The following is a 25648-nucleotide window of genomic DNA, read 5'->3' on the forward strand; positions in this document are numbered from 1 at the left end:
GACAAAGCTTTGATTACGACAGCTGCGTAATTAAGTAATTTTGCTGCCCTAGTTTGTACATAAAATCATGAATACTGTGGGGATCAATTATCCCACAAGACTGAGGCAGATGTTAACAGATTCTGCCACTATGCAACTAAGAAAAACGTAAAGGAGTTTGCCATGCAACGTCAAATGTGCTGGTTATCTAAGTCTGGCGGCGATGGAGAGAAAATTTTGCATCTGCAAGCCTCACCGAATCAACCGTGGCGACCCTACACAGCTTTTCCTCAATTTGCAGTTCCTGATTATCAAATTCCTGGTGGTTCTAAAGGTTGGGCAACTTATCAAAAACTGCTGAAAGCGGGTTGGACTTTAGTACATAGCGCCCGTGCAAATGAGTTTACCAGCAGCTATGCAGAATCAATTTCCAAGGGAGTAGAGAATTAGAACCCACTGGGAAAACCCTGACCACGGGGGTCGGCGGCTGCTTCTAAATCTCCTTCTGGGGTAACAGCGATCGCATTAGCATTACCCCAAGAGTTAATTTCGTTGATTTTGTGTCCGCGACTGCGTAAGTCTTGCAGGGTGAGTGTATCTAATCCCCAACGTTCCACAAGTAACTGATCGGGTAACCACTGGTGATGTATGCGTGGGACTGAAACTGCTGCACCTACATCCATTTTGTATTCCAACACGTTCAAGATAATTTGTAGTACCTGAGTGATGATGGTGCTACCACCAGGAGTTCCTACCGCCATCCGGAGGCGGCCATTTTCGGTGATAATTGTGGGAGTCATGCTAGATAAGGGAGTTTTGCGGGGTGCGATCTCATTAGCGGCGTTACCCACTAAACCAAAAGCATTGGGTACTCCGGGCGCTGCTGCAAAATCATCCATTTCGTTGTTGAGGACAATTCCTGTCCCCTCTGTGACTACACCTGCACCAAAACCCAAATTAATCGTAAAAGTCAGACTGACGGCGTTGTGTTCCTGATCCACCACAGTTAAATGGCTGGTTTCTGGGGATTCTTTGGTAACTGGGGAATTGAGATTTCCTGGTTTAACCTCACTCGCAGATTTCGCCCTTTCCATATCAATTTCTTGACGGCGTTTTTGGGCGTAGTCTGGGCTAATCAGTTTTTCTACCGGGACTTTGATAAAATCGGGATCACCTAAATATTCTGAGCGGTCAGCATAGGCAATTTTCATGGCTTCCGCCATTAAATGTATAGTATCAGGGTGATGCCATCCTAAAGATCGCAAATCAGTCTCACCGAGGATATTTAACATCTGCAATAAATGCACTCCTCCCGATGAAGGTGGTGGCATTGAACAGATTTTAGCTTGACGGAAATTCCCACAAACGGGAGTCCGCCAAATTGGTTTGTAGGCTTTGAGGTCTTCTAGGGTAATTAAACCGCCATTTTTTGCCATGTCAGAGGCGATCGCCCAGGCAATCTTGCCAGTATAAAAACTATGGGGACTACGGGCAATAGCTGTTAAAGTCCGCGCCAAATCACGCTGTATTAGCCTTTCTCCCGGCTGATAAAAATCCCCATTCCGAGTAAAAATCTCCCGCATTCCGGGGTTATTTAGCATGGTCTGGCGACGTGGATTGTTAACTGTCAAATAACGAGAAGATAGTCCACGTCTGAGTATAAAACCATCTTTAGCCAGGGCGATCGCAGGTTTAACCACTTCAGACCAAGGTAACTTACCATAACGACGATGGACTTCATACATTCCGGCTACCGTTCCTGGTGTCGCCACAGCTAAATAACCAGTTACACTTGCATTGGGACGCACGTTACCATCTGCATCCAAATACATATCTTTTGTCGCTTTCAGAGGAGCGCGTTCCCGAAAATCCAAAGCTTTGATTTCGCCAGTTTTCCCAGAATGCATTAATAAAAAACCACCACCCCCAATTCCGGCGGAAAAGGGTTCAACTACAGAAATAGCAAAAGTTGTGGCTACAGCAGCATCAATGGCGTTACCACCTTGGCGCAACATGGAAATTCCCGCATCACTGGCTAGAGGATGGGCTGAAACCACCATTCCCTTTTGACTGCGTAGGGGTGATGTAATAGTGGCGATCGCCTCTTGGCTGTAAATGATTAAGCTACAAGAAAAAATAGCAATGGTAATCCGTCGAGATACCGCCAAAATACGCATTTTCTTGATTTTTTGAATTTAACAAATTTAGGAATTACGATGATAATCCTTGAGATTGACGAAACTCCCGCACCACAGTTTGAATATCCCGTGATTCACCTTCCACTAAATTATTTAACTTTCGCATTTCATCGGCGGTAATTTTGCCACTCAATTGGTTTATGGCTGTTTTTAATTGCGGATATTTAGCCAAAGTTTCTTTACGGACAATGGGCGTAGCTTCATAGGGAGGAAAATATTTTTTATCATCCTCAAGTACCACTAAACCAAGGCGGGAGATTTGCCCATCTGTGGAATTACCTGCTACTATATCTACCTGTTTTTCAATTAACGCCTGATATATTAAACCCAAGTCCATAGTTTTGGGAGATTGAGCAAAATTTAAACCGTAGGTTTTAGCTAATCCGGGAAGACCATCTTCTCTTTCCACAAATTCGTAGCCAAATCCACCACGCCATTCAGGTGTATATTGAGCAGATTCTGAGAGAGTTTGAATATTGTAGCGTTCAGCATCTTCACCACGAATAATCATGGCAAAGGTATTTTCAAACCCTAAACTGGGCATAACTTCTAGATTAAATTGATCTGAATAAGCCTCTTTTAACTTTTCGTGAACTACTTTGGGATCATTAATTGGTTCTTGTTTTAAAATAGCAGTAAAAGCTGTGCCTGTGTACTCAATATAAGCATCAACTTGTCCCGCCAGGATAGCATTATGACAAACAAAAGAACCACCTAAACGGGGACGACGAGTAACGGTTAAATCCGTGGTGTCTTCAATTTGCTGGGCTAAAAGTTCGCCTAAAATATCCTGTTCTGTAAAATCTTTAGAAGCAACTACAATATTACCAGCAGCACCAGAAGAATTGACATTACAACTAGCGATCGCCACTGTCATCACACAAACTAAAATAGATAATATCCAAAATTTCTTCATAACTTGCTAATAAATAAAACAGTATCTAGATATATTATCTGTAGTTACTAGAAACCACAATTTAACCTTGGACTTTTAACTTGTTTTCCAGCCAACCAATACCAAAATCAGCGACTAATGCAATGATCGCCGCCGGCACTGCACCAGCTAAAATTAACTGATTATTGATGACTGAAATTCCCCGAAAAATAAACACGCCCAAACCACCAGCACCAATAGCAGCCGCAATTGTGGCAATACCGATGGCAATAACTGTTGCTACCCGCACACCTGCCAAAATTACCCCCATCGCCAAGGGAATCTCTACTTGTAATAATAATTGTCTATCTGTCATTCCCATACCTCTCCCGGCTTCCCGAATGGCGGGATCTACCCCTGTGATTCCAGTGTAAGTATTCCGAATAATGGGGAGAAAAGAGTATAAAGTTAAAGCCACAATAGCGGGGGTAATACCGATGCCCCCAATTATCGGTACTGGAATTAATAACCCAAATAATGCTAAACTGGGAATAGTTTGAAGAATATTGGCAATACCCAGAATCGGTTGGCGCAGGTGAGTTTGGCGGGTAATTAAAATACCTAATGGAATACCAACGAGTGTCGCAATGGCGATCGCCACACTCACCATAAATAAGTGTTCTAAGCCATGTTGCAGGATTCCCGGCGCATATTTGATCAAGAAAAATTCTTTCATAAATTCCCTTGTAGTGCTTGCAGACATTGGAGAAAAGCGAGGCTTTCTGGATGTTGAGATCGCTTAAATTCATCCTTAGTCCCCAATGCTACTAATTCTCCTCCACACATTAACCCAATTCGGTCAGCCAAAACAAAAGCTTCCTGAATATCATGGGTAACAAACACCACTGTCTTACCTAATTCCCGTTGTAACCGATGAAACTCTTGTTGCAATTCTAAACGTGTAATCGGATCGAGTGCGCCAAAAGGTTCATCCATCAATAATACTGGTGGGTCGGCCGCTAACGCCCTAGCGACACCTACCCGTTGTTTTTGTCCCCCGGAAAGTTCATGGGGATAACGTCCCGCAAATTGTCCAGGATCTAAACCCACCATCTCTAATAATTCACAAACCCGAATTTTAATTTGTTTAGATTGCCAACCCAACAAAGCCGGCACTAAACCCACATTGCGTTCTACAGTAAAATGGGGAAATAAACCAATTTCTTGAATTACATAACCAATATTGCGCCGCAGTTTAATGACATCCCAATCTGTGGTAGCTATGCCATTAAATAATACTTCACCATTTGTAGGTGTGAACAGGCCATTGATTAACTTCATTGTCGTAGTTTTACCACTACCACTACGTCCCAGTAATACTAAAGCCTCCCCCTGGCTAATAGAGAAATTGAGATGAGATACTAAAGGGCGGTGATTGCGACTAAAAGTGACATCGCGGAATTCCACTGCAATGGTTTTTTTTTGTTGCATAATCAAGTTAATTTGTTCAGGTATAGCAACCGCCAAAGAGGTTAGACTATAACCGGATAGACTATAAAACTTAGATAATAAAAAGGTTTTAACTAATTCCCCAGCGATGAAATGAGCAGTTCACCAGGCTCACTGTAACACTTGTCAAAGTCCCCCCAATTATAATCAGCCTATAAATCACAGAACTTACGCAAAAGCTCGCTCAAATTCTGATTTCTCTGTGTCCTCTGCGTCTCTGTGGTTAATTATTCCGTAATTGTTGCGTAAGTCCTAAATCAGCGAAGTACACGTATTAAATAGTATAAATCTTATGGGGTTACTACGACTTAAATACTTTCCATGCCACAAGTTCAGATTAACGGAATTAATTTTTTCTATGACATCAAAGGACAGGGAGAACCTTTACTATTAATTGCGGGTTTCTTATGCGATCACTCCTATTGGTCGTTAATCATGCCATCCCTCACCAGGGAATATCAAGTTATTCGTGTGGATAATCGGGGAATGGGGCGCAGTTCTGCCCCTGATCATCCTTATACTATTCAACAGATGGCAAATGATGTCACTGCATTACTTGATCACATTGGTATCCATCAGGTAAATGTAGTCGGTCATTCAATGGGCGGTCAAATTGCCCAAGAACTAGTGTTGTCAGACCCTAGAAGGGTAAAAAGTCTAATTTTGCTTTCTACTCTGGCTAAGGGTGACGGAAGATTCAATAGTGTGATCGAGACATGGGGCGATCTCTTCTGTACTATAGACTTGAAGCTTTATGAAAAAGTTGTATTCCCCTGGATATTTAGTGATCAGTTGTATGATGTCCCCGGCATGGTAGAACAACTGATTGAGTGGGCGATCAATTATCCTTTTCCCCCAGCTAAACATACTCTTTATCATCACAGTAGAGCGATCATCGGTAGTAATACAGAAGACCGACTGCAAAATATTCATTGTCCGACGCTGATTTTAGTTTCCAGACAAGACATTCTCACCCCAGTTAAGTTTTCTGAAGAATTAGCTAGAGGTATTCCCCACGCCGAATTGGAAATAATTGACGGGGGTGGTCATAATTTGTTGATTGAATCCTCTGAGTCCGTAATTTCTCTGATGCGGAAATTTTTAAGCGGCTTGTAACTGTTGTCCCTGTCTCCTCTGAGTTCTATCTACTAAGAAAAAGTTCTTTATAACCAGGACTTACGCAGCAATTGCCAAAAATCTTGATTTAGCGTTCGCGTAGCGCATACCGCCAAGCCGCCCGCGCGCAGTGATGCCCACAAGGGCTGTAGAACGCCAAGAAAACGTAGATTATGTGTAAGTCCTAATAACTTAATTTCATCCAAATGTGAGTATTTGAGAGAATAGTGGCATATTATGATAGATAAGCATTGGTCACCCTATCAATCCTCAAGGATACCAATATCAACATGACAGACTTTAGAGAACTGCAAGAATGGGAAAAAGCTCATGAACTCACAGTTGCAGTTTATGAAATTACTAACACCTTTCCAGAAGAGGAATTACAGGGGCTAACACAGCAAATTCGTTTAGCTTGTGCGGCTATCCCAATTAAGATAGCGCAGGGGTGCGATCGTGATGACTATGAAATGCAACTGGATTTTCTGGAAATGGCGCGGGATGCAGTGATTGAGGTGGAATATTATCTGCTACTATGCTGTGAGTTGAATATGCTGGAATCTTCTGATTACGATCGCCTGATCAGTAATGTGGTGGAAGTGAAGGAACTACTAGCATCTTACATTGACAAGCAAAGTCACAATTTTGATGAATAGTCGGGTGATCAACTTCCTTCCCGAACATTTACAAATTATCTGTACCCATGCTGAAAGCACCTACCCAGAAGAATGCTGTGGACTAGTCCTGGGTTATCTGGGTGGGGAGGGTAAAACTGTCATGGAAATCATCTCTACAGAGAATAGCTGGAATAGTCAAGCAGAGAATTTTGCCGATGAAAATACACAACAGACTACCAGGAGACGATATGCGATCGCCCCCGAAGTCATGTTACAGGCACAAAAAACAGCACGCGACCGCGCCTGGAATATTATCGGTATTTACCACTCACACCCCGACAATTCCGCTACACCATCAGAATGCGATCGCCTATATGCTTGGGCCGAATACTCGTATATAATAGTATGCGTTCAAAACGGCAAAACTGCTACAGTCAAAAGTTGGAGTCTTGATGATGATCAGCAATTCCAACCAGAGTCAATTAAAAACATAATCTAAAAATATCATTTTTCGATAGGATTAATATTCCGCGCTCATCTACCTAATTCCTATGCTCAATCCCAATCTGGATCAAATCCAGTTGACCAAAGACGATTATGAACGCTACTCCCGACATCTGATTTTGCCAGAAATTGGACTAGAAGGACAAAAGCGTTTAAAAGCTGCTAGTGTCCTGTGTATTGGTACTGGTGGACTCGGTTCCCCATTACTGTTATACCTTGCAGCCGCAGGTATCGGCCGCATTGGTATTGTAGATTTTGATATCGTCGATACTTCCAACCTCCAACGCCAAATCATTCACGGGACATCCTGGGTAGGTAAACCCAAAATTGAATCCGCCAAAAACCGCATCCACGAAATTAACCCCCATTGTCAAGTTGATTTATACGAAACTCGCCTGAGTGCTGAAAACGCCCTAGAGATCATTAAACCCTATGATATCGTCGTGGATGGAACAGATAATTTCCCCACACGCTATCTCGTAAATGACGCTTGCGTACTGCTGGATAAACCCAACGTCTACGGTTCCATTTTTCGCTTTGAAGGCCAAGCCACAGTCTTTAACTACGAAGGTGGGCCGAACTATCGTGACCTCTACCCAGAACCACCACCACCAGGAATGGTTCCCTCCTGTGCAGAAGGTGGCGTACTCGGTATTTTGCCAGGAATGATTGGCATTATTCAAGCCACAGAAACAGTAAAAATCATCACCGGAAAGGGTCAAACCCTCAGTGGGCGATTACTGTTGTATGATGCCTTACAAATGAAATTCCGGGAATTAAAACTGCGTCCTAATCCCATTCGTCCAGTTATTGAAAAACTGATAGACTACGAACAATTCTGCGGTATTCCGCAAGCTAAGGCAGAGGAGGCTAAACAGCAGATGGAAATTTCAGAAATGACCGTCAAAGAATTGAAGGAATTATTGGATAGTGGTGCAAAGGATTTTGTACTATTGGATGTCCGGAATCCTCATGAATACGAAATCGCTAAAATTCCTGGTTCTGTGTTGATACCCCTACCAGATATTGAAAACGGCGACGGTGTAGCCCAGGTGAAAGAAATTCTCAATGGTCATCGTTTAATTGCTCATTGTAAAATGGGCGGACGGTCTGCAAAAGCTTTGGGTATCCTCAAGGAAGCAGGTATTGAGGGGACTAATGTCAAAGGCGGAATTAACGCCTGGAGTCAAGAAGTTGATTCTTCAGTTCCACAATATTAAAACTCTGTAGCCAGAGTAACGCAGAGATTACACATCTATTCTCTGCGCCTCTGCCCCTAGTGGGTGTACTAAAATATCCCAGGGCTACTTTCACCGAAAAGATACTGGGATTAGCTGGTAAATCTCGATCTCCAAGGCTTAGGTGTGACTGACTCGCCAGAAAATCCTCAACAATAGGTGAGATTTCCAATCATTCGTCTTCCTTGGCTTGATAGGATGGGGAAAAAGCCGCGTTTTTTGATATGACTATTATTCAAGATGCTTCTCCATTAATTGCGATCGCCCAACAAACTCGTACCTCTGCAAGTAAGTTAGCACTTCTGCCGACGGAAGCAAAAAATCAAGCCTTAGAAGCCATCGCCCAAGCTTTAGAATCAGCAAAAGACGAGATAGTACAAGCAAATATCGCTGATTGTCAAGCTGCATCTCCGGCGGGGATTGCTAAACCATTATATAAACGTTTGCAGTTAGATGAACATAAATTGAGAGATGCGATCGCCGGGGTGCGAGATGTCGCTAAACTAGCTGATCCAGTGGGAAGTGTGCAAATTCACCGCGAATTAGATAGCGGTTTAGTTCTCAAGCGGATAACTTGTCCTTTGGGTGTGTTAGGAATTATTTTTGAAGCCCGTCCAGAAGCCGCAATTCAAATTGTTTCATTGGCAATTAAATCAGGTAATGGTGTAATTCTCAAAGGCGGAAAAGAAGCGATGGGTTCTTGTGAAGCCATTGTTAAAGCCATTAAACAAGGATTATCTCACACGGCTGTGGACTCAAATGCTGTGCAGTTATTAACTACGAGAGAAGAAACTTTAGAACTATTAAATTTAGATAAATATGTAGATTTAATTATTCCTAGAGGTTCTAACTCCTTCGTACAGTTTGTTCAGGATCATACTCGTATTCCGGTATTAGGACACGCCGAAGGAATTTGTCATTTATATATAGATCAAAGTGCTGATATTGCCAAAGCAATTACAGTGACAGTTGATGCTAAAATTCAATATGCGGCTGCTTGTAATGCCATTGAAACTTTATTAGTTCACAAATCCATAGCCCCAGAGTTTTTACCGAAAGTTGCCGAAGCTTTGCAAAAAGTTGATGTAGAATTAAAAGGCGATCAACGCAGTTTAGAAATATTACCAAATATTGCCCCAGCCACAGATACAGACTGGGAAACAGAATACAGCGATTTGATTTTGGCGATTAAAATTGTAGACTCAATAGATGAGGCGATCGCTCATATTAATGAATATGGTTCCGGTCATACTGAAGCCATCATCACAGAAGATTCAGCAGCAGTTGAAACCTTCTTTGGAATTGTCAAAGCCGCCGGAGTATTTCATAATTGTTCTACCCGCTTTGCTGATGGTTTCCGTTATGGTTTCGGTGCAGAAGTGGGAATCAGTACCCAAAAAATGCCGCCTCGTGGTCCAGTAGGTTTGGAAGGTTTAGTTACTTACAAATATCAAATGACTGGTAATGGTCATATTGTGGCTAGTTACACCGGGGTAAACGCAAAATCTTTTACTCATCAGGATTTAGGATAAAAAGCCTATTTCTATAAATTCAAGCACCACAGAGATCCAACAAAAATTGTGTACATCTGTGGTCAATTACTTTTCTAATTGGAAAAATGAATATAAATATTTAGATGATTTTGGAAAAACGAAATTGGTTACAAGTGGCTTTACAAATTAAAGGTTCTGTCGTTCCTGCAATATTTCCCCGACTAATTTTATGTAGTGGTTTGGGTTTGATTATATCTGTAATTCACCACTACGGCTATAACTTACCACAGCAAATTTTTAGTAGTGTAATTACTAACGTCGCCTACAATCTGGTTTTAGGTTTATTAATGGTATTTCGTACCAATACAGCCTACAGCAGATATTGGGAAGGTCGGCAAATCTGGGGAACAATTGTAATTAATAGTTTAAACTTAGGGAGAAAAATTCGGCTATTCATTATAGACAAAGAATCTAGTGATTTAGATCAAAAAGCAGCAGCCATAAAAATGTTAAGTGCTTTTGCGATCGCTACTAAATTAAAACTACGCCGTTTACCTGTAAATCATGAATTAGCAGACTTACTCACACCATCCCAATATTTAGAACTCCAAGACACAAATAGCCCCCCATTAAAAATTGCCTTATGGATTGGTGATTATCTCAAACAACAGCAAAACCAAGATCACATCACAATTTTAGAATTAATTTCTATGAACACCGCCTTAGATAAAATGGTAGAAGGATTTATTGGGTGCGAACGAATTTTAACCACACCAGTTCCCTTAGCTTATACAATTTATTTAAAACGAGTTTTATTAATCTATTGTCTAATTTTACCCTTACAACTGGTCTATAGTTTAGATTGGTGGACAGCCCCCATAGTCGCTATAATCAGTTTTATTTTACTAGGTGTTGAAGAAATCGCCCATCAAATAGAAAACCCCTTTGGACTAGAACCCAACGACTTACCAGTAGATCAAATTTGCAGCAAATTAACCACAAACCTAGAAGACCTAATGACTGCAAACTTAAAACCTTAACAAACCCTCTCTCCTCCCTTGGCGTACTTGGCGACTTGGCGGTTCGTTCTCAAAATTCCCCCAACCAATAATTTTCTAAAGCAATAACTTTCGGTACAATACAAAAGCCTCAAATTTTTTTCCTCAATATCATGGGTAACACTTTCGGACATTTATTTCGCATCACGACATTTGGTGAGTCCCACGGTGGCGGTGTGGGGGTGATTATTGATGGCTGTCCGCCACAACTAGAAATTTCAGCCGCAGAAATTCAACTAGAATTAGACAGAAGACGGCCAGGACAAAGCAAAATTACCACACCCCGCAAAGAAGCCGATACTTGCGAAATCCTGTCTGGAGTATTTGAGGGTAAAACCTTGGGAACGCCTATAGCTATTATGGTGCGGAACAAAGATACCCGTCCCCAAGACTACGACGAGATGGCGCAAACCTATCGCCCATCCCACGCCGATGCAACCTATGATGCTAAATATGGGATTCGGAATTGGCAAGGTGGCGGCAGATCCTCAGCCCGTGAGACAATTGGGAGAGTCGCCGCAGGTGCGATCGCTAAAAAAATTCTCCGTCAAGTTGCTAATATTGAAGTTATTGGTTACGTCAAACGCATTCAAAATTTAGAAGGGGTCGTTGATCCTGACACCGTTACTTTAGAACAAGTAGAAAGCAACATTGTACGCTGTCCAGATGCCGAATGCAGCGATCGCATGATTGAATTAATCGAAAAAATTGGCAGAGAAGGTAATTCCATCGGCGGTGTAGTGGAATGTGTCGCCCGCAATGTCCCCAAAGGTTTAGGGGAACCAGTATTTGATAAATTAGAAGCCGATATTGCAAAAGGTGTCATGTCTCTCCCCGCCAGCAAAGGCTTTGAAATTGGTTCAGGTTTTGCCGGAACACTGTTAACTGGAATTGAACATAACGACGAATTTTATATTGATGAAAATGGAGAAGTTCGCACCGTTACCAACCGTTCTGGTGGTATTCAAGGGGGAATTTCTAATGGCGAAAATATCATTTTAAGAGTAGCATTTAAACCCACCGCCACTATTAGAAAAGAGCAAAAAACAGTTAACAAAGGCGGAGAGGAAACAGTTTTAGCAGCCAAAGGACGGCATGATCCTTGTGTCTTACCCCGTGCAGTACCAATGGTTGAGGCGATGATAGCATTAGTTTTATGTGATCATTTATTACGCCATCATGGGCAGTGTCAGCTATTGTAATTTAAGGATGTCTAAAGTAGGAAGTTAGCAGCAATATTTTTTACTTTAAGCATATAGTAATTACCGTCTATTAAACACAGATAAATTTATGCTCAAAAAACAAATTAAAAAATTTTTGCAAGCGTCTGGATATACTCTGTATCAGACCAAGAAAATGCCTTTTGGCTGTGATTTAAAGGCAGATATTGCCAGAATATCCCCTGATTTGACTCTGAAGACAATTTTTGATGTGGGGGCGAATAAAGGACAAACTACCCTGAATTATCGGCGGAAATTTCCTGAAGCTCATATTTTTGCTTTTGAACCAGTTAATCAAACTTTTGCAGTTTTAAAAACTAATGTTGGTGCTGACTCTCATGTTTCTTGCTTCAATTTAGCTTTGGGAGAAGAAAATAAGCAGGAAAAAATGTTAGTCGCAGGTACATCTGGTTCTAATTCAATTTCCTCTGGGAGTCAGGTTAATTCTCAGCCAAATCAATCTCTAGAAACAGTGAATATCATGACTTTAGATCAGTTTATGGTGGAAAATGACCATAAAATTGATCAAATTGATTTGCTGAAAATAGACACCGAAGGCTATGAATGTCAAGTTTTAAGAGGCGCAGAAGCAACTTTACGATCTGGGAAGATTTTATATATTTCCATTGAAGTTACTTTTCGCCCGCAAGATAACCATCACACTCAGTTTTCTACAATCAGTGAGATACTAGCAGACTATAATTTCAATTTTGTCGGATTATACGATGTAAATCCTTTTTGGGGCGGCGGAAATGCTGTTGATTATTGTAATGCTTTATTTAAATGCTGGGAAAAAGGTAAAAATTTAAAGCTTTGGGAACAGTAAGAAAAATGGGGTAAAGCTGAGTGTTAGAGTTTTTTAATTTCAATCTGCGAACCAAATTATATCTCCTTAAATATGGAATTAGTCACAATCATAGGATTATGTGCAGCGACTTTAACAACTAGTGCTTTTTTACCCCAAATGTGGAGAACATGGCGAACTAAATCAGCTACGGATGTATCCTATTTGATGCTGATTTCATTTATGAGTGGTCTATTTTTATGGTTAGTCTATGGAATTTATTTGAAGTCTTTACCAATTATTGTTGCTAATAGTTTTACTTTGTTTTTCAACTTGATAATTCTATGGCTTAAAATTAAATATAGATAACTATTTTTTTATGAAATACCTGTTGGAAGCAATTATCCAACTTCTCAATTACGAATTACGAATTACGAATTACGAATTAATATGACTCTATTTGCCTCTGAACGCCTGTTATTTACGCCTACAACCCCTGATAATGATGCGATTCCTTTAATTTTCGCTTTTCCCAATGAGTACACCGTGGGTATTACTAGTCTGGGCTATCAGGTAGTGTGGGCGACTCTGGCTAGGCGGGAAGATGTGGAAGTTAGTCGCTTGTTTACTGATATTCAAGAACAATTACCTAGACACCCGGAAATTGTGGGGTTTTCGATTTCTTGGGAACTGGATTATGGGAATATTTTAAATTTACTGGAATCTCTACAAATTCCTATCAGGTCGGCTGTTCGTGATGATTCTCATCCTCTGGTATTTGGTGGTGGTCCGGTTCTGACTGCTAACCCGGAACCTTTTGCAGATTTTTTTGATGTGATTTTATTGGGTGATGGTGAACATCTGTTACCGAATTTTATTGAGACTTACAAGGAAGTGAGAAATGCTTCTAGAGAAATTCAACTGAAAGCTTTGGCGCAAGTCCCCGGAATTTATGTTCCCAGTTTATATGCGGTGGAATATCACGCTAAAGATGGGGAGGTGAAGTCAATTAAACCGATTTTTCCGGAGGTTCCCGCAGTGGTGGAGAAGCAAACTTACCGGGGAAATACTTTATCTACTTCTACTGTGGTGACGGAAAAGGCGGCATGGGAAAATATTTATATGGTGGAAGTGGTGCGGAGTTGTCCGGAAATGTGCCGCTTTTGTATGGCGAGTTATCTGACTTTACCTTTTAGAACTGCTAGTTTGGAGGGTTCGTTAATTCCGGCTATTGATAAGGGTTTAGCTGTTACTAATCGGTTGGGTTTATTGGGTGCTTCGGTGACTCAGCATCCAGAGTTTGAGGCTTTGTTAGATTATATTAGTCAGCCAAAATATGATGATGTGCGTTTGAGTATTGCTTCGGTGCGAACTAATACGGTAACTGTGCAGTTGGCTGAAACTCTGGCGAAACGAGACACGCGATCGCTTACTATTGCTGTAGAGAGTGGTTCGGCAAAACTCCGCCAAATTGTCAACAAAAAGCTGGATAATGATCAAATCATCCAAGCTGCTATCAATGCTAAGGCTGGCGGATTAAAGGCTTTAAAACTCTATGGTATGGCTGGTATTCCCGGTGAAGAACCAGAAGATTTAGAGGAAACTGTGGCGATGATGCGGAGTATTAAAAAAGCCGCGCCAGGTTTACGGTTAACTTTTGGCTGTAGTACATTTGTTCCCAAGGCGCACACGCCTTTTCAATGGTTTGGGGTAAATCGTCAAGCCCAAAAGCGGTTACAGATGTTGCAAAAACAGCTAAAACCCCAGGGAATAGAGTTTCGCCCGGAAAGTTATAATTGGTCGATTATACAAGCTTTGTTATCCAGGGGCGATCGCCGACTTTCTCAACTTCTGGAATTAACCCGTGAATTTGGCGACTCTTTGGGTAGTTACAAACGGGCTTTTAAACAACTCAAAGGGCAAATACCAGATTTAGAGTTTTACGTCCACAGTAACTGGTCAACAGAGCAAATGTTACCTTGGCATCACTTGCAAGGTCCTCTGCCACAGTCTACACTACTAAAGCACTTAGCAGAAGCTACCACTCATTTTCGTTTATCACCCCCAGAACTACAGCCATTAAATGCAAACTACTGCTGAGTATTACTGCGCTTATTGTGGCGAACCTAACTTGACTTTTATTGATTTAAGTGCAGGTTCACAGCAATCTTATGTTGAAGATTGTCAAGTTTGCTGCAATCCGAATATTTTATATGTATCGGTTGATGAAGAAACTTTAGAAATTGAGATTAATACTGATTGCGAAAGCTAGATTTTAGGTTGTTTTTTCCATGCTGCACTTTCAACATTCCTCAGTTATTAATGCGCCACTGGAAGTAGTGTGGAAATTCCACGAAAGACCAGATATTTTACAACTTCTCAACCCACCTTGGCAACCAGTGCAAGTCGTCCGGCGAGAAGGTGGGTTAGCGGTGGGGGCTACTACTGAATTTCGCCTGTTTTTGGGGCCATTACCTTTAACTTGGTTAGCGCGTCACACTGAATATGAGCAAAATCGCCTATTTATTGATGAACAGATATCGGGGCCTTTTGAGTCTTGGGTACATCGACATGAGTTTACGGCAGAACGTGGTAAAACTAAACTAACTGATGATATTTCTTTTTCTATGCCTGGAGGGGTGTCTGTGGAATTGATCAGTGGTTGGCTGATAAAAGCCCAGTTAGAAGCTATGTTTCGCTATCGCCACCATGTGACAAAACGCGAGTGTGAATCTCGGTAGGTGGGGAGTGGGAAAAAGCAATGGAACGGAACGTCCGCGTAGCGTGCGCGAAGCGCATACCACAAAGGACACAAAGAGCGCTAAGGAAGAAGAAAGGAAAGGCAAGACTCGTCATTGTTGAGTTGAGAGACTACTAGGTTACGCTAAAAGAAATTATATAGGAGTCCTAGAGATTGTTAAATACATTACTGATTACTGGTACTGATACTGAGGCTGGTAAAACTGTTTTAACAACAGCCTTGGCTGCCTATTGGCAGAAGCATTACCCCCATCGGAGTTGGGGAATTATGAAGCCGATTCAATCGGGGATAGGCGATCGCCAATTCTATCAAAAGTTATTTTCTTTACAACAATCTGCTGAGGAAATTACGCCTTTGTATTTTGATGCACCCCTCGCCCCTCCCATCGCCGCCGCTAAGGAAAATCGTAGTGTCGATTTGGGGGTAGTTTGGCAAGCTTTTTCTAAGTTGCGATCGCAGCGTGATTTCGTTCTAGTAGAAGCTTTGGGTGGTTTAGGTTCACCGATTACTGATGAGTTAACAGTGGCAGATTTAGCCAGCGATTGGCGTTTACCTACAGTATTAGTAGTTCCAGTCCGATTAGGTGCGATCGCTCATGCAGTGGCAAATGTGGCATTGGCTAGGCAATCCAAAGTGAATCTCAAAGGTATTGTGCTTAACTGTGTACAACCCCGCACAGAGGCGGAAATAGCCGACTTGACACCATCGGATTTAATTCAATCTCTGACTCATACCCCAGTTTTGGGTTGTTTACCTTATTTAGATAACTTAGAAGATTTAGATAAACTCGCTCAAGTAGCATCAAATCTCGATTGGGAAAGATTAAGCTGATGTAGTGTTTGCGATCAAGATCCACTAAACCCGGATTTCTTTGTAAGAAATCCAGGCTACCCGAATCTGTACAGGCGTTTAAATTCCCCGTCCGTTCCATGAAGCTTTATTCTATGCATCTTCATTAAGAATTGGTATTAGTGTAGCATTTGTTTAGTTTTTCTGAATCCCGTAACAAAAACGACCAATTAACAAATTATTGTCTCTAGTATTATTTGATTCTCCCTTTCTCAAGGTTTCTGTTCTATTTTTAAGTCCAATTAAGAATTCTTCCAAATTATGAGTTTTTGACCCATCTTGCTCACTGCTTCTTGATTGCCAGTCCCACTGTCTCCACCAACTAGGCGATTTTAACCTCTCAGCAAACATATCAAATTTAAACTTATAAACACCAGGTTCTGGAAACTTATTAGGTTCAATTAATGCCGAAAATGTTAACTTATTTTCTTTATCAAGAATTTGCCAATTTTGTAATTGGATAGCACTATTAATATCTGAAGCAGCAACGGGGTTGAATTTTTTATCAAATTGGTCAAATTTCTCAACTTCGACTTTTGAAGTAATAGATTTTGTATCAGTGTCAAAAAACAAACTATATTGAGATGGCAAAAAAGGCACACTATAATTAATAGTAACATTGTCCTGCTGCCGATTATCTATCTGCAAAAGTTCAGAACCATTACCCTTGGTAACAGAAACCCCAGCTTTGACAAGAGAAATAGGTCGAGTCACTCCTTTAGGTAGACTAGTTAGTGAGTTGTCTAAACTTGAGATATTTTGAATTACATTTTCAGAATGAAAAATTATCAAATTACTATTAGCCATTAACTGCTGTGAATCATATTTTTGTAATTGCTCAAAGTAATATTGAATATCGTTGTATGGGCCTATAACCAGAACATAAAATGGACGGAATTTATCTGATTGCTTTCCAGTATTGTACGCAAAAGTTTTTAGGTTATTTGACTCTTGTAAATATACAGTTCCATTAAACTCGCTTTTAATAGCCCAAATCCCCACCGCATAATTTTTTCTATCTTCATTAAAATAAACCTCTTGTATTTTTTTAGTTAGCTTAGTAACATCACCGCTATTTTGTTCTAAATCTGTAATAATAACCGTCATTTTATCTTCATTTTTGTCTGGAGCTATAATCGCAGCATCAATGGGACTAGAGACAGCTTTAAATTTCGCATTACTCCCATCATAAAAAATAGGACTTCCGCCATAACTATAATATTCACCGCCTGTAATTTTTTGGTTAGGATTACCATTACGATAGTATTCAACTGGTAATTTACCAGTTAACTCAAATAGGTTTCTGATAGCCTTTAAAGCTTTAACATAATTAGTTTCTCCATCTTTAACATACCCCAACATTGAGCCACTACCATCTACATAAATTGCTACTTTGAGCTTGTCTGACTTAGCAACATTATTCTTAATATCAGGAATTTCACAGGTTAACTTATCCTTAAGCGCTACTGGGGTGCAAGATGTCAAAAAAGTTATTACACCTGCAATAAAGAACCATCTAAATTGAATCATTTTTCTTTCCTTAAAAACTAAACTGGTGAATTTATCATTACTGGTTAAGTAATTATACGGTATGTTTTATTTCCATAGGGTAGGAAGATGATCGTCTAAGTAGGTAGGCACAACAAGGAGGACCAATGAAGCCGTGGGAGATAATTAGGATCATCATTTTTAGCATTATCGGTGCTGCACTAATGTTTTTGGGGCAGCGGCTCGTATACGAAAATCAAATCATACCTATTCAAAAAGTCCCCCTTGATACTTGGCTCGGCACTGACTATACCACAGCAGCACTGATCATGTTTGCGGTTTGTATGCTCTCCACCATTATTTGGTGCTTTTTATCAGCTATAAATAAATTTACAGATGGGCGTGGTGCTGGTTTATGGACTTTGACTTGGTGGTTGTTAGGACTGCTACCAATGGCCAGTATTGGCTTTACAGTATTTTTCATTAACAGAAGCGATGAAGCCCAGCTTTCCCTAATGGGATTTTTCCTCTTAGATGCTATGTGGCTGTATTGGTTAACTACAGCTACCAGTTCTCCTGAAGCCGTCAAGTATATTCCACCAGGAGCTTTTTTTGTACGTCATAAGCTGATGGGAGATTAAAAAATGTCACTTTATATAATTGGGATTGGTGGTACAGGAGCTAAGTGTATAGAAGCTATTATTCAATTAGCAGCTATAGGTTTATTCAGCGAAGAAACTCTACATATATTATTTGTTGATGCTGACGAGACTAACGGAAATTTAGATCGGGCGCTCAAAAGCTTAGACATTTATCAAAAATGTCAAAACTTAAAAATAGGGGATAAGCATCCCTGGATGAAAACCAAAATTGATTCCTTTGGTTTATGGTCGCCTTTTGCTAACACCAGTGTCAATAAAAATCTTGGCTCATTCTTTGAATACAACAACCTTAAACAGGATGAACCAGCATTAGGTAATTTATTTGATGTTCTATATACTTCAGATGAGCGTGACGCTAACTTAGATGTAGGGTTTCGTGGTAGACCAGCCATTGGTGCAGCCGTCATGAGTCAAGTAAAACTAAATGCTTTAGATATGTCTGACTCATGGGGCAGACTAATGAATCAAATTCAAACAGATACAGGAGCAGGAACACGCCCAAAAGTGTTTCTCTGTGGGTCAATTTTTGGAGGTACAGGAGCTTCAGGATTACCAACCATTGGGCGTTTAATTCACAATAAGTTAGAAACTCTGAAGATCAGACAAAAAGTGGATATTGGTTGCTTATTTGTCCTGCCTTATTTTGGCTTTACCCCTACTTTGGGAGAAGATGCAGAAAAAGTTTATGCCCGTTCTGAGCAGTTTTTACTCAACACAGAAGCCGCACTACGTTATTACGGCAGTCAGGCACAAGATACCTTTAATACAGTCTATCTACTCGGCAATCAAAACTTATCCCCAGTTAAAGTATTTAGTGTTGGTAAAAACACTCAACGCAACGACCCTCATTTTATTGAAATGTATGCCGCATTAGCTGCGCGACAATTTTTATTAAAAACACCTCCCGGAGAAGGAACTGTTGTTTTAATTAATCGGGAAAGTTTAAAAAATCTGATCTGGAAAGATATCCCCGACCAAAGAGAAGTATTAACAGAATTAGTTAATGCCACTCGCTTTGCTTTTGTTTGGTTATCTAATATTGTCCCAGAATTAATAAGAGCCAAAGAAATTGGCGAAAACAAATTCAGAATAGGTGCTCCTTGGTTCGTCAAATTCTTTCCAGTTGAGCGGGGTATCTTTGGCAGAAATCGAGATAATAATGCAGACTTTAATGACCCAGAGCAAAAGGATGCCATCGAACTAATTACCTCTTGGTGTCAAGATTATTTACGCTGGATGTCGCAGATTCATCAATGTCGAGATGAAAAAATACAATTATTTAATACTCAACATTTTGGCAATCTTAAAGGTGTGATTAATCCTGAAAATTTATCAAATTTAATTGTTGGACAGGGCGATAGTCGAGAACAAAATCAAAAATCTAAAGATACCGTTCAAAAACTAAAAGAACGGTTGAATCCTGAAGTTATTAGTCTACCAAAGCAAGGCATAGCGGGGCTGGCTAAAGCTTTATATCTTGTTTGCCGATTATAGAAGGAAATATTATCATGACTAGCGCATATACCAGCAATTTATCTGCATTATTGCTACCAAAACTCAAAGACGAATGTGATGTGAAAGCAGGGAATCCTGGTAATTGGGATTCTCAGCCACCAAAAGCTTTTAATGATGTTGCCTCCAGCTTAGATTACAAAGCACCAGGAGAGGTTAAAAGCGTTAGTTCTGTTCCTACAATTTGGGCGCGTCCTTTGTCGATGGAGATGGCATTACATAATGATGCTTATCCCATTCGGGAACAAATGATTATTCAGTGGCAAGGAATGTTAGCCGCTTTAGCATTAGCAGAAGTGCGCGGTTTTTCCATTAAAGCTCAACTTTTAGAACTGGGGACAAAAAAAGATTCTCATGTCTTTGCTCATTCTCTTTATGAACTTTTACCAGATGATGGTAATAGACTCTACACCTTCAATAATGGTAAACATCCTTGGGAAGACTTATATATTTTTACTTGGAATAATCAACCTGTAGGAATGAGTTCTCCTAGTACCTTAGTTGCGCCGTCTGAACAAGGAAAATGGGAAGGTTTACCTTGGTGGAATGCTAACACATTACAGTTCCAGCCGCTACACAATTATCTCAACGACACCGAAAAATCTCAATTAGTGTTTTGGTTAGATAATCTCCGCCAAGAAATTAGAAGATATAACGGTGATAGTCAAGCTATAAACAGAATTGTTGGTTTAGTTAATAACTTTATTAGCAGCTTAGGTGTCACCGCTACAACTAACTTTAGACTCAGTGATAATCCTGCATATTTTGAAGTAGAACTAAATCGAGGGGCTTTAGCTGCTCTCAATTTACCTATTAAGGCAGAGTCTAGAGAATCTAACGTTAGGATTGTTCCCAGTTTAGTTAAACAGAATGTTCTCCCACTGCTGATAATTGATGCATCAATTGCTACTGCTTGGAATGAACCACAGCAAAACATTTGCGTTTATGAGGGTAAAAATTTAGCAGCTTTTCGACCTGAAGATATAGAAACATGGAATAAGAGTAGAAAAGTAATTTGTCTGGAATCGAAAGATTTATTTTTACCAGAATTGAAATTTATAGACCAAGAGGGAATTTTACCAGGGGCTTTACTTCCAGAAGGAACTCAAACCCTAGTATTTAACAATAGAAATATTACTCCTCTGATTCCTCTTAATCCAATTTTGTTGAACTACTTCACACCAGAAGATTTAACTAAAAAGCTGAAATTACAACTGGTTAATAACGGTGCTGGAGGTTCACAAGTTCGTGTAACTTTAACCTTACCTCTATATGGTGTTAAAGGTGAAAAAGCCCCGCAAAACTTCTACTTAGTTAAAGACTATTATCTAGACGAAGAAAATATAATTTATCAAGTGCCTGTTTTAGAGGTATGGCCTGACTTCCGTGCTGAAGGTTGGAAGGAATATTACGGCTTTTACTACGATGCTGAATATGGAGAAGAAACATTCCAAATTAGTTTCCCCACAGCTAAAAATACTCATACCTTCAAGGAAGGACAAGGCTCTTATCAGGTAGTTAGTTTAGAAGAATTTCCTGCTTTGATTGAGTGTAAAGATACTTATACAAACACCATTGGCTTGATTCTGCTACCTACTCCAGAAAAAGTTACTTTGACAGGAGAATGGGTGGTTGGTATAGATTTTGGTACTTCCTTTACTAATGTTTATGTCAACAAAAATGATAGAGTTGTAGAACGTCTGGAGTTAGAAAACCTACATAAAAAAATTACAGATGTTTCTATTGACACTCGCTTTCCTGTTTTGTTTGAATTTTTTATTCCCGAAAGTTTTATTCCCATTGATAAACCTTTCCCTATGTCCACTGTATTAACAACTAGGGGTGCAAAAAAGGCTAAAGATGAGCAAGTAATCCCTATTTTTGATGGTCGTCTTTACGTTCCTAATCTTCAACATTTTGCCCCTCAAGAAACATGGATTAAAACTAATTTAAAGTGGACAACTACTAACCTTAATGATAACCAGCTATTTCTTAAACATCTAGCACTACATATTGCTGCAATCGCAGCTAAAAATGGGGTAAAAAAGATTCAGTGGTCTTTATCATTTCCTTCAGCTTTTTCCCCCAAAGAACAACAGAACTATGCCATTACTTGGCAAAGATTAACGAAGGAATTAGCAGCAAAAACAGGAATTATCCAGAACAGTCCTGCTAAAGATGATTCTACTTATTTTCGCACTGAAAGTTTAGCAGTTGCCCAGTATTTTGCAGAGCAAGAAGGATATGATCTGGTAAATACCACTTGTATTGATATGGGTGGTGGGACATCAGATATTTCTATTTGGCAAGATGATCAGTTACTGCATCAATGTTCAGTTTTATTAGCAGGTAGTCATCTCTTCTCTCAATTCATTGAGATGAATCCTAATTTCCTCAAAAAGTTGGATACTAATACCAAAGATACGAAGGACTGGACAAAACTAAAGGGCTATGCTTTCAATGCGAAACTCGATGTTTGGATGCGTCTTGAAGCTACCAATTGGTTAGAAATAAAACGGGATAAATTTGAGGAAGATAAGGACTTCCAAGGACTAATTAGCCTGATGGCAATTGGTGTATGTGGGTTGTACTTCTATGTTGGTCAGATTCTCTCAGTTCTACATCAAGAGGGTAAATACTCTCTTGATGAAATTACTCCAGTTTATATTGGTGGAAATGCTTCTCGGTTGTTGAATTGGCTGGCTGAAGGTGGTGAGTTTGACCGCAATTCAGAAATTAATGGTTTACTCAGTCGCATGATGAGTATTGCATCTGGTTTCCCTGATACAGAAGAACTTACAAGCCTTAGTCAAAATCCTAAAGATGAAGCCGCTTGTGGTCTAGTTTTGAAAGACAGGAAATTACAAGGATTAGGTAAGAAGGAAAAAGATCCTATAATTGCTGGTGAAGATTGTACAATCAGTGGGGAGAAATTTGGTTGGCAAGAACGCTTAGAGTTTAAAGGTAAAAGCATTAGTAAATACGAAATTCCTGAATTAACTCAGTTAAAATTATTTCTTAATGCTTTCCATGCTAGTTTGGATGAGTTAGGAATTGATGGGATTAAACCTTTAAAAGGCTATGAATTAAAGGAATATCCAGATGATCCTGATCCAGATTACAATCAAAAGTTATGGCGAGCTACAGAAAGAGAATTGAGAAATTCTTTAAACGCCATTAAAGGTAATGTTGAAGATATCCGAGAAGAACCTCCTTTCATTATCGCATTAAAGGCATTGCTTAGAGTTTTAGGTAAGGAGTGGTCAAGCCAGTAAAACAACTTTTTTGTTAATTGTTCAAAAGAAGCATAAATGGGCGATTTTATTCGCCCCAATCATCTCCTAAATCAACTGTAGAGAAAGATATCTTGGAGGTTAGTAATGGTACAGCTAAAATGTCCAGTATGTGGACAGGAATATATTGAAGGTGCGGTTGAATTTTGCTCAAAATGCCATTGGCTACTTACTCCCTACTCACAAGACTTGGTAGAAAATTCAGAGGTGCAACAAAGGGAAGAACAAAGATTACAGTCAGCAAAAAAAGTCTGGGAAAGCTATAAACACGACTATTCGGAATTAAAAAAGCGGAATTCATCCCTTCAACAGCAGTTAAAAGTAGTCACTAAACAAAATCAACCGCCATTAAAGTATTTATCGGTAGAAAAATCTTTACAAGAAATATCCTCTAACACCCAGCATTTATCTAATATTCAGTGTTTACCAGATATACTTTCGACTTTGCAACAGATAAATGAAAAATTACCTTTGAATGTTCCTGCTCATCTTGCCGATTCAAATCAAGAAGATACTCAACCCACTATTGATTCAGAGACAAAATTAGAAGTTAGTGAAATAGATAATGATTTATTAATAGGTGACGATATTAGCAGCATAAATGATACTCCAGAAGCAACTGATTTGGTACAAAATTACAATCAACAAAGTGATTTTCCTGAGAAAATAGAAGTTTCAGAAACAGAAAGTAGTAAATTACAGCGTATGACTGGGAGTCAAACACCGGCATTTTTTGAGCGCAATCATAGAAGTAGAGGAGAATATTGGATTATTGATAATAAATACTTAGTTCTTAAACCAAAACAAAAAATTAATAAAAATAGCTATGAAACCGTAGTAACATTATTTGAATGTCGAGGCTATGATCAAAATTCATCTGACAAAATGATGCTGATAAAACCTGCTAAAGTATCTTTAATAGATGGTGAAGAAAAATGGCAGTTACAAGAAACAGGTATTATAGGTTTTTCCTGATTATTCTGATTATTATAGGTTGATCAAATGAAATATAAAATTTATGGTTTTATTCCAGTTTTAATATTAGGTATGAATTTACTGCTGGGATGTCAAGTGCTTGCTACAGGTAGTAATAATCTTGCTCAAAATGAAAAGCTTCCAGGAAATATAAATCAACAATTATTTGATAAGGGTCAGGCTATTAATCAATCTGTGGAAGAATTAAAAGAGTCAATTAAGGTTTTTAATGATGAGCTTAAGTTGGTTAGTAAAGAAGATAAAAATATAAATAAAGCCAACTCTAAAAATATCCGACAAAAGATTGATAAGCTGGAAAAACAACTTGATTCATTACCCCAAAATGAGAAAATAACCAATATACAAAATAACATAACTTTGATAATCACAGAGATTGATAAAGTTATTTTACCATTAGAAAAGGGATTAACATCAGAGGGAGTATCTCAAGTACAAAAAAGCTTGGGATTTTTTACTAAAAGAAAAATATCAGAAAATTTTTATGGTCAATTTGGAGAGACAACACAGAAAGAAATAGAAGAATTTGCCAGTAAACAAAGTCAGGAATTAGATATAGAAATTAAACTCCTTCAGCAGAGTATCAATCAGCAATCAGTGCTTAATAATAGCATTGTACGTCCTAATAAGTTTAAACCTGCTGCTAACACTAACGCTAATAATTCGGATTCAGAACTTCAACTTGCAGACATTAAGAGCAGTCTAAATAAGTTACGACTCACTCTTACTATTGGAGGATTAATTTTATTGATTGGCTTAATATTTTGTATTTACAGAATTATTACTCTTGTTGAGGAGCAGCGTAGAATTATTGGCTTAGTTAAGAATAATCAAAAAACTATTGATATTAATAATATTCAAATAGAACAAAATGAGTTTTATAAAATTTTAAAGAGCTTTGACGAACGGTTAAAGCAACTAGAACAGAATATTAAAAATCAGGATGCAGCAAGATTTTCATCTACATATAGTAATGTTACAAATATACAACCAAATACGAAAGAAACAATATACCCACAAAATCCAGTAATCAGTTATTCATCTTCACCAGCTAGTATATCTAACTCAGATAACCAGTTAGTGTCTACATATAATCTTAACTCTCGTTCTTTATCTGGCAAAGCAACAACTGTTTCTGAAAGTGAATACACCGCAGAACAACGTCATCTTGGTCGCAGTATTGCACCTATTCTTGAATTAAATAATCGGGGTAATTATTGGATTATTAAGCAAGATAATGACGAGTATCTTGTGCCTAAAGGCAGTATTAAAATTAATGAACATAACTATTATACTATCTCTACCTTTTTTGAATGCTTAGGATACAGTGCAGTTTCTCAAAATAACTTTACTCTTGTTAAGCCAGCAAAGGTATCTTCCAAAGGGGAACAGTGGCAATTAATAGAAATCGGTCAATTACAATTTTAGTCTGAAAATTAAATCAGATGCCAAATGATAGTGTAAAAAAGGTAGATTATTCAGGATGGGAATGCTTAATTT

General features: G+C 39.2%; 24 protein-coding genes. 19 read left to right on the forward strand and 5 right to left on the reverse strand.

Annotated elements, in window-relative coordinates:
• Positions 1-162: 162 nt before the first annotated feature.
• Positions 163-429 (forward strand): hypothetical protein, encoded by a 267-nt coding sequence (locus tag VB620_RS18225; RefSeq protein ID WP_323197567.1) that lies wholly within the window; start codon positions 163-165, stop codon positions 427-429.
• Here VB620_RS18225 and ggt read toward each other — a convergent pair.
• The 4 genes from ggt to VB620_RS18245 form a co-directional block, all read right to left on the reverse strand.
• The gene (gene ggt, locus VB620_RS18230; RefSeq protein ID WP_323197568.1) at positions 426-2156 is read right to left on the reverse strand and encodes a gamma-glutamyltransferase; all 1731 of its coding nucleotides are present in this window, start codon (positions 2154-2156) and stop codon (positions 426-428) included. The two genes, VB620_RS18225 and ggt, sit on opposite strands and share 4 nt — an antisense overlap.
• A gap of 34 nt (positions 2157-2190) precedes the next feature.
• A complete protein-coding gene (locus tag VB620_RS18235) occupies positions 2191-3093 on the reverse strand; it encodes a glycine betaine ABC transporter substrate-binding protein (RefSeq protein WP_323197569.1) in 903 nt (300 codons plus the stop codon).
• A 61-nt stretch (positions 3094-3154) separates the two neighbouring features.
• Positions 3155-3787 (reverse strand): ABC transporter permease, encoded by a 633-nt coding sequence (locus VB620_RS18240; RefSeq protein WP_323197570.1) that lies wholly within the window; start codon positions 3785-3787, stop codon positions 3155-3157.
• Positions 3784-4542 carry an ATP-binding cassette domain-containing protein gene (locus tag VB620_RS18245; protein ID WP_323197571.1) on the reverse strand — a complete coding sequence of 253 codons (759 nt, stop codon included), beginning with the start codon at positions 4540-4542 and terminating at the stop codon, positions 3784-3786. Before VB620_RS18245 ends, VB620_RS18240 begins: the two co-directional genes overlap by 4 nt.
• Before the next feature lie 339 nt (positions 4543-4881).
• Here VB620_RS18245 and VB620_RS18250 point away from each other — a divergent pair, with 339 nt between their 5' ends.
• The 13 genes from VB620_RS18250 (at position 4882) to bioD (ending at position 16182) form a co-directional block, all read left to right on the forward strand.
• Positions 4882-5676: an alpha/beta fold hydrolase gene (locus VB620_RS18250; protein WP_323197572.1), complete on the forward strand. Its 795-nt coding sequence runs from the start codon at positions 4882-4884 to the stop codon at positions 5674-5676.
• A gap of 290 nt (positions 5677-5966) precedes the next feature.
• Positions 5967-6332 carry a four helix bundle protein gene (locus VB620_RS18255; protein ID WP_323197573.1) on the forward strand — a complete coding sequence of 122 codons (366 nt, stop codon included), beginning with the start codon at positions 5967-5969 and terminating at the stop codon, positions 6330-6332.
• Complete coding sequence (locus tag VB620_RS18260) at positions 6325-6792, forward strand: M67 family metallopeptidase (RefSeq protein WP_323197590.1); 468 nt, start codon at positions 6325-6327, stop codon at positions 6790-6792. The genes VB620_RS18255 and VB620_RS18260 overlap by 8 nt, the downstream gene beginning before the upstream one ends.
• 52 nt (positions 6793-6844) lie before the next feature.
• On the forward strand, positions 6845-8017 hold the full coding sequence (gene moeB / locus VB620_RS18265) for a molybdopterin-synthase adenylyltransferase MoeB (protein WP_323197574.1): 1173 nt from the start codon (positions 6845-6847) through the stop codon (positions 8015-8017).
• Between the two features lie 242 nt (positions 8018-8259).
• Positions 8260-9567, forward strand: coding sequence for a glutamate-5-semialdehyde dehydrogenase (locus tag VB620_RS18270; protein ID WP_323197575.1), 1308 nt, complete (start codon positions 8260-8262; stop codon positions 9565-9567).
• Positions 9568-9671: 104 nt separating this feature from the next.
• Entirely contained in the window at positions 9672-10568 is an 897-nt protein-coding gene (locus tag VB620_RS18275) for a bestrophin family protein (RefSeq protein ID WP_323197576.1), read from the forward strand.
• Between the two features lie 131 nt (positions 10569-10699).
• Positions 10700-11788: a chorismate synthase gene (gene aroC / locus VB620_RS18280; protein WP_323197577.1), complete on the forward strand. Its 1089-nt coding sequence runs from the start codon at positions 10700-10702 to the stop codon at positions 11786-11788.
• A gap of 88 nt (positions 11789-11876) precedes the next feature.
• Positions 11877-12632 carry an FkbM family methyltransferase gene (locus VB620_RS18285; RefSeq protein ID WP_323197578.1) on the forward strand — a complete coding sequence of 252 codons (756 nt, stop codon included), beginning with the start codon at positions 11877-11879 and terminating at the stop codon, positions 12630-12632.
• A gap of 72 nt (positions 12633-12704) precedes the next feature.
• Positions 12705-12959, forward strand: coding sequence for a SemiSWEET transporter (locus VB620_RS18290; RefSeq protein ID WP_323197579.1), 255 nt, complete (start codon positions 12705-12707; stop codon positions 12957-12959).
• A gap of 81 nt (positions 12960-13040) precedes the next feature.
• Positions 13041-14690 (forward strand): B12-binding domain-containing radical SAM protein, encoded by a 1650-nt coding sequence (locus VB620_RS18295; RefSeq protein ID WP_407674263.1) that lies wholly within the window; start codon positions 13041-13043, stop codon positions 14688-14690.
• A complete protein-coding gene (locus VB620_RS18300) occupies positions 14674-14862 on the forward strand; it encodes a CPXCG motif-containing cysteine-rich protein (protein ID WP_323197580.1) in 189 nt (62 codons plus the stop codon). Before VB620_RS18295 ends, VB620_RS18300 begins: the two co-directional genes overlap by 17 nt.
• A 19-nt stretch (positions 14863-14881) precedes the next feature.
• A complete protein-coding gene (locus VB620_RS18305) occupies positions 14882-15331 on the forward strand; it encodes an SRPBCC family protein (RefSeq protein ID WP_323197581.1) in 450 nt (149 codons plus the stop codon).
• 173 nt (positions 15332-15504) lie between these two features.
• The gene (gene bioD / locus VB620_RS18310) at positions 15505-16182 is read left to right on the forward strand and encodes a dethiobiotin synthase (protein ID WP_323197582.1); all 678 of its coding nucleotides are present in this window, start codon (positions 15505-15507) and stop codon (positions 16180-16182) included.
• Positions 16183-16335: 153 nt separating this feature from the next.
• On the opposite strand, the gene VB620_RS18315 is transcribed toward bioD, so the two are convergent.
• Positions 16336-17730, reverse strand: a complete 1395-nt coding sequence (locus VB620_RS18315; RefSeq protein ID WP_323197583.1) for a hypothetical protein — start codon at positions 17728-17730, stop codon at positions 16336-16338.
• A gap of 182 nt (positions 17731-17912) precedes the next feature.
• Between VB620_RS18315 and VB620_RS18320 the strand changes: the two genes are divergently transcribed.
• From VB620_RS18320 to VB620_RS18340, 5 genes are all read left to right on the forward strand, one after another.
• On the forward strand, positions 17913-18329 hold the full coding sequence (locus VB620_RS18320; RefSeq protein WP_323197584.1) for a hypothetical protein: 417 nt from the start codon (positions 17913-17915) through the stop codon (positions 18327-18329).
• Positions 18330-18332: 3 nt separating this feature from the next.
• On the forward strand, positions 18333-19844 hold the full coding sequence (locus VB620_RS18325) for a tubulin-like doman-containing protein (RefSeq protein ID WP_323197585.1): 1512 nt from the start codon (positions 18333-18335) through the stop codon (positions 19842-19844).
• A 14-nt stretch (positions 19845-19858) separates the two neighbouring features.
• On the forward strand, positions 19859-23137 hold the full coding sequence (locus VB620_RS18330; RefSeq protein WP_323197586.1) for a hypothetical protein: 3279 nt from the start codon (positions 19859-19861) through the stop codon (positions 23135-23137).
• Positions 23138-23242: 105 nt separating this feature from the next.
• A complete protein-coding gene (locus VB620_RS18335) occupies positions 23243-24130 on the forward strand; it encodes a hypothetical protein (protein WP_323197587.1) in 888 nt (295 codons plus the stop codon).
• Between the two features lie 27 nt (positions 24131-24157).
• Complete coding sequence (locus tag VB620_RS18340) at positions 24158-25576, forward strand: hypothetical protein (RefSeq protein ID WP_323197588.1); 1419 nt, start codon at positions 24158-24160, stop codon at positions 25574-25576.
• Positions 25577-25648: the final 72 nt, after the last annotated feature.

It is taken from the genome of Nodularia harveyana UHCC-0300 (assembly GCF_034931085.1).
Lineage (GTDB): Bacteria > Cyanobacteriota > Cyanobacteriia > Cyanobacteriales > Nostocaceae > Nodularia > Nodularia harveyana.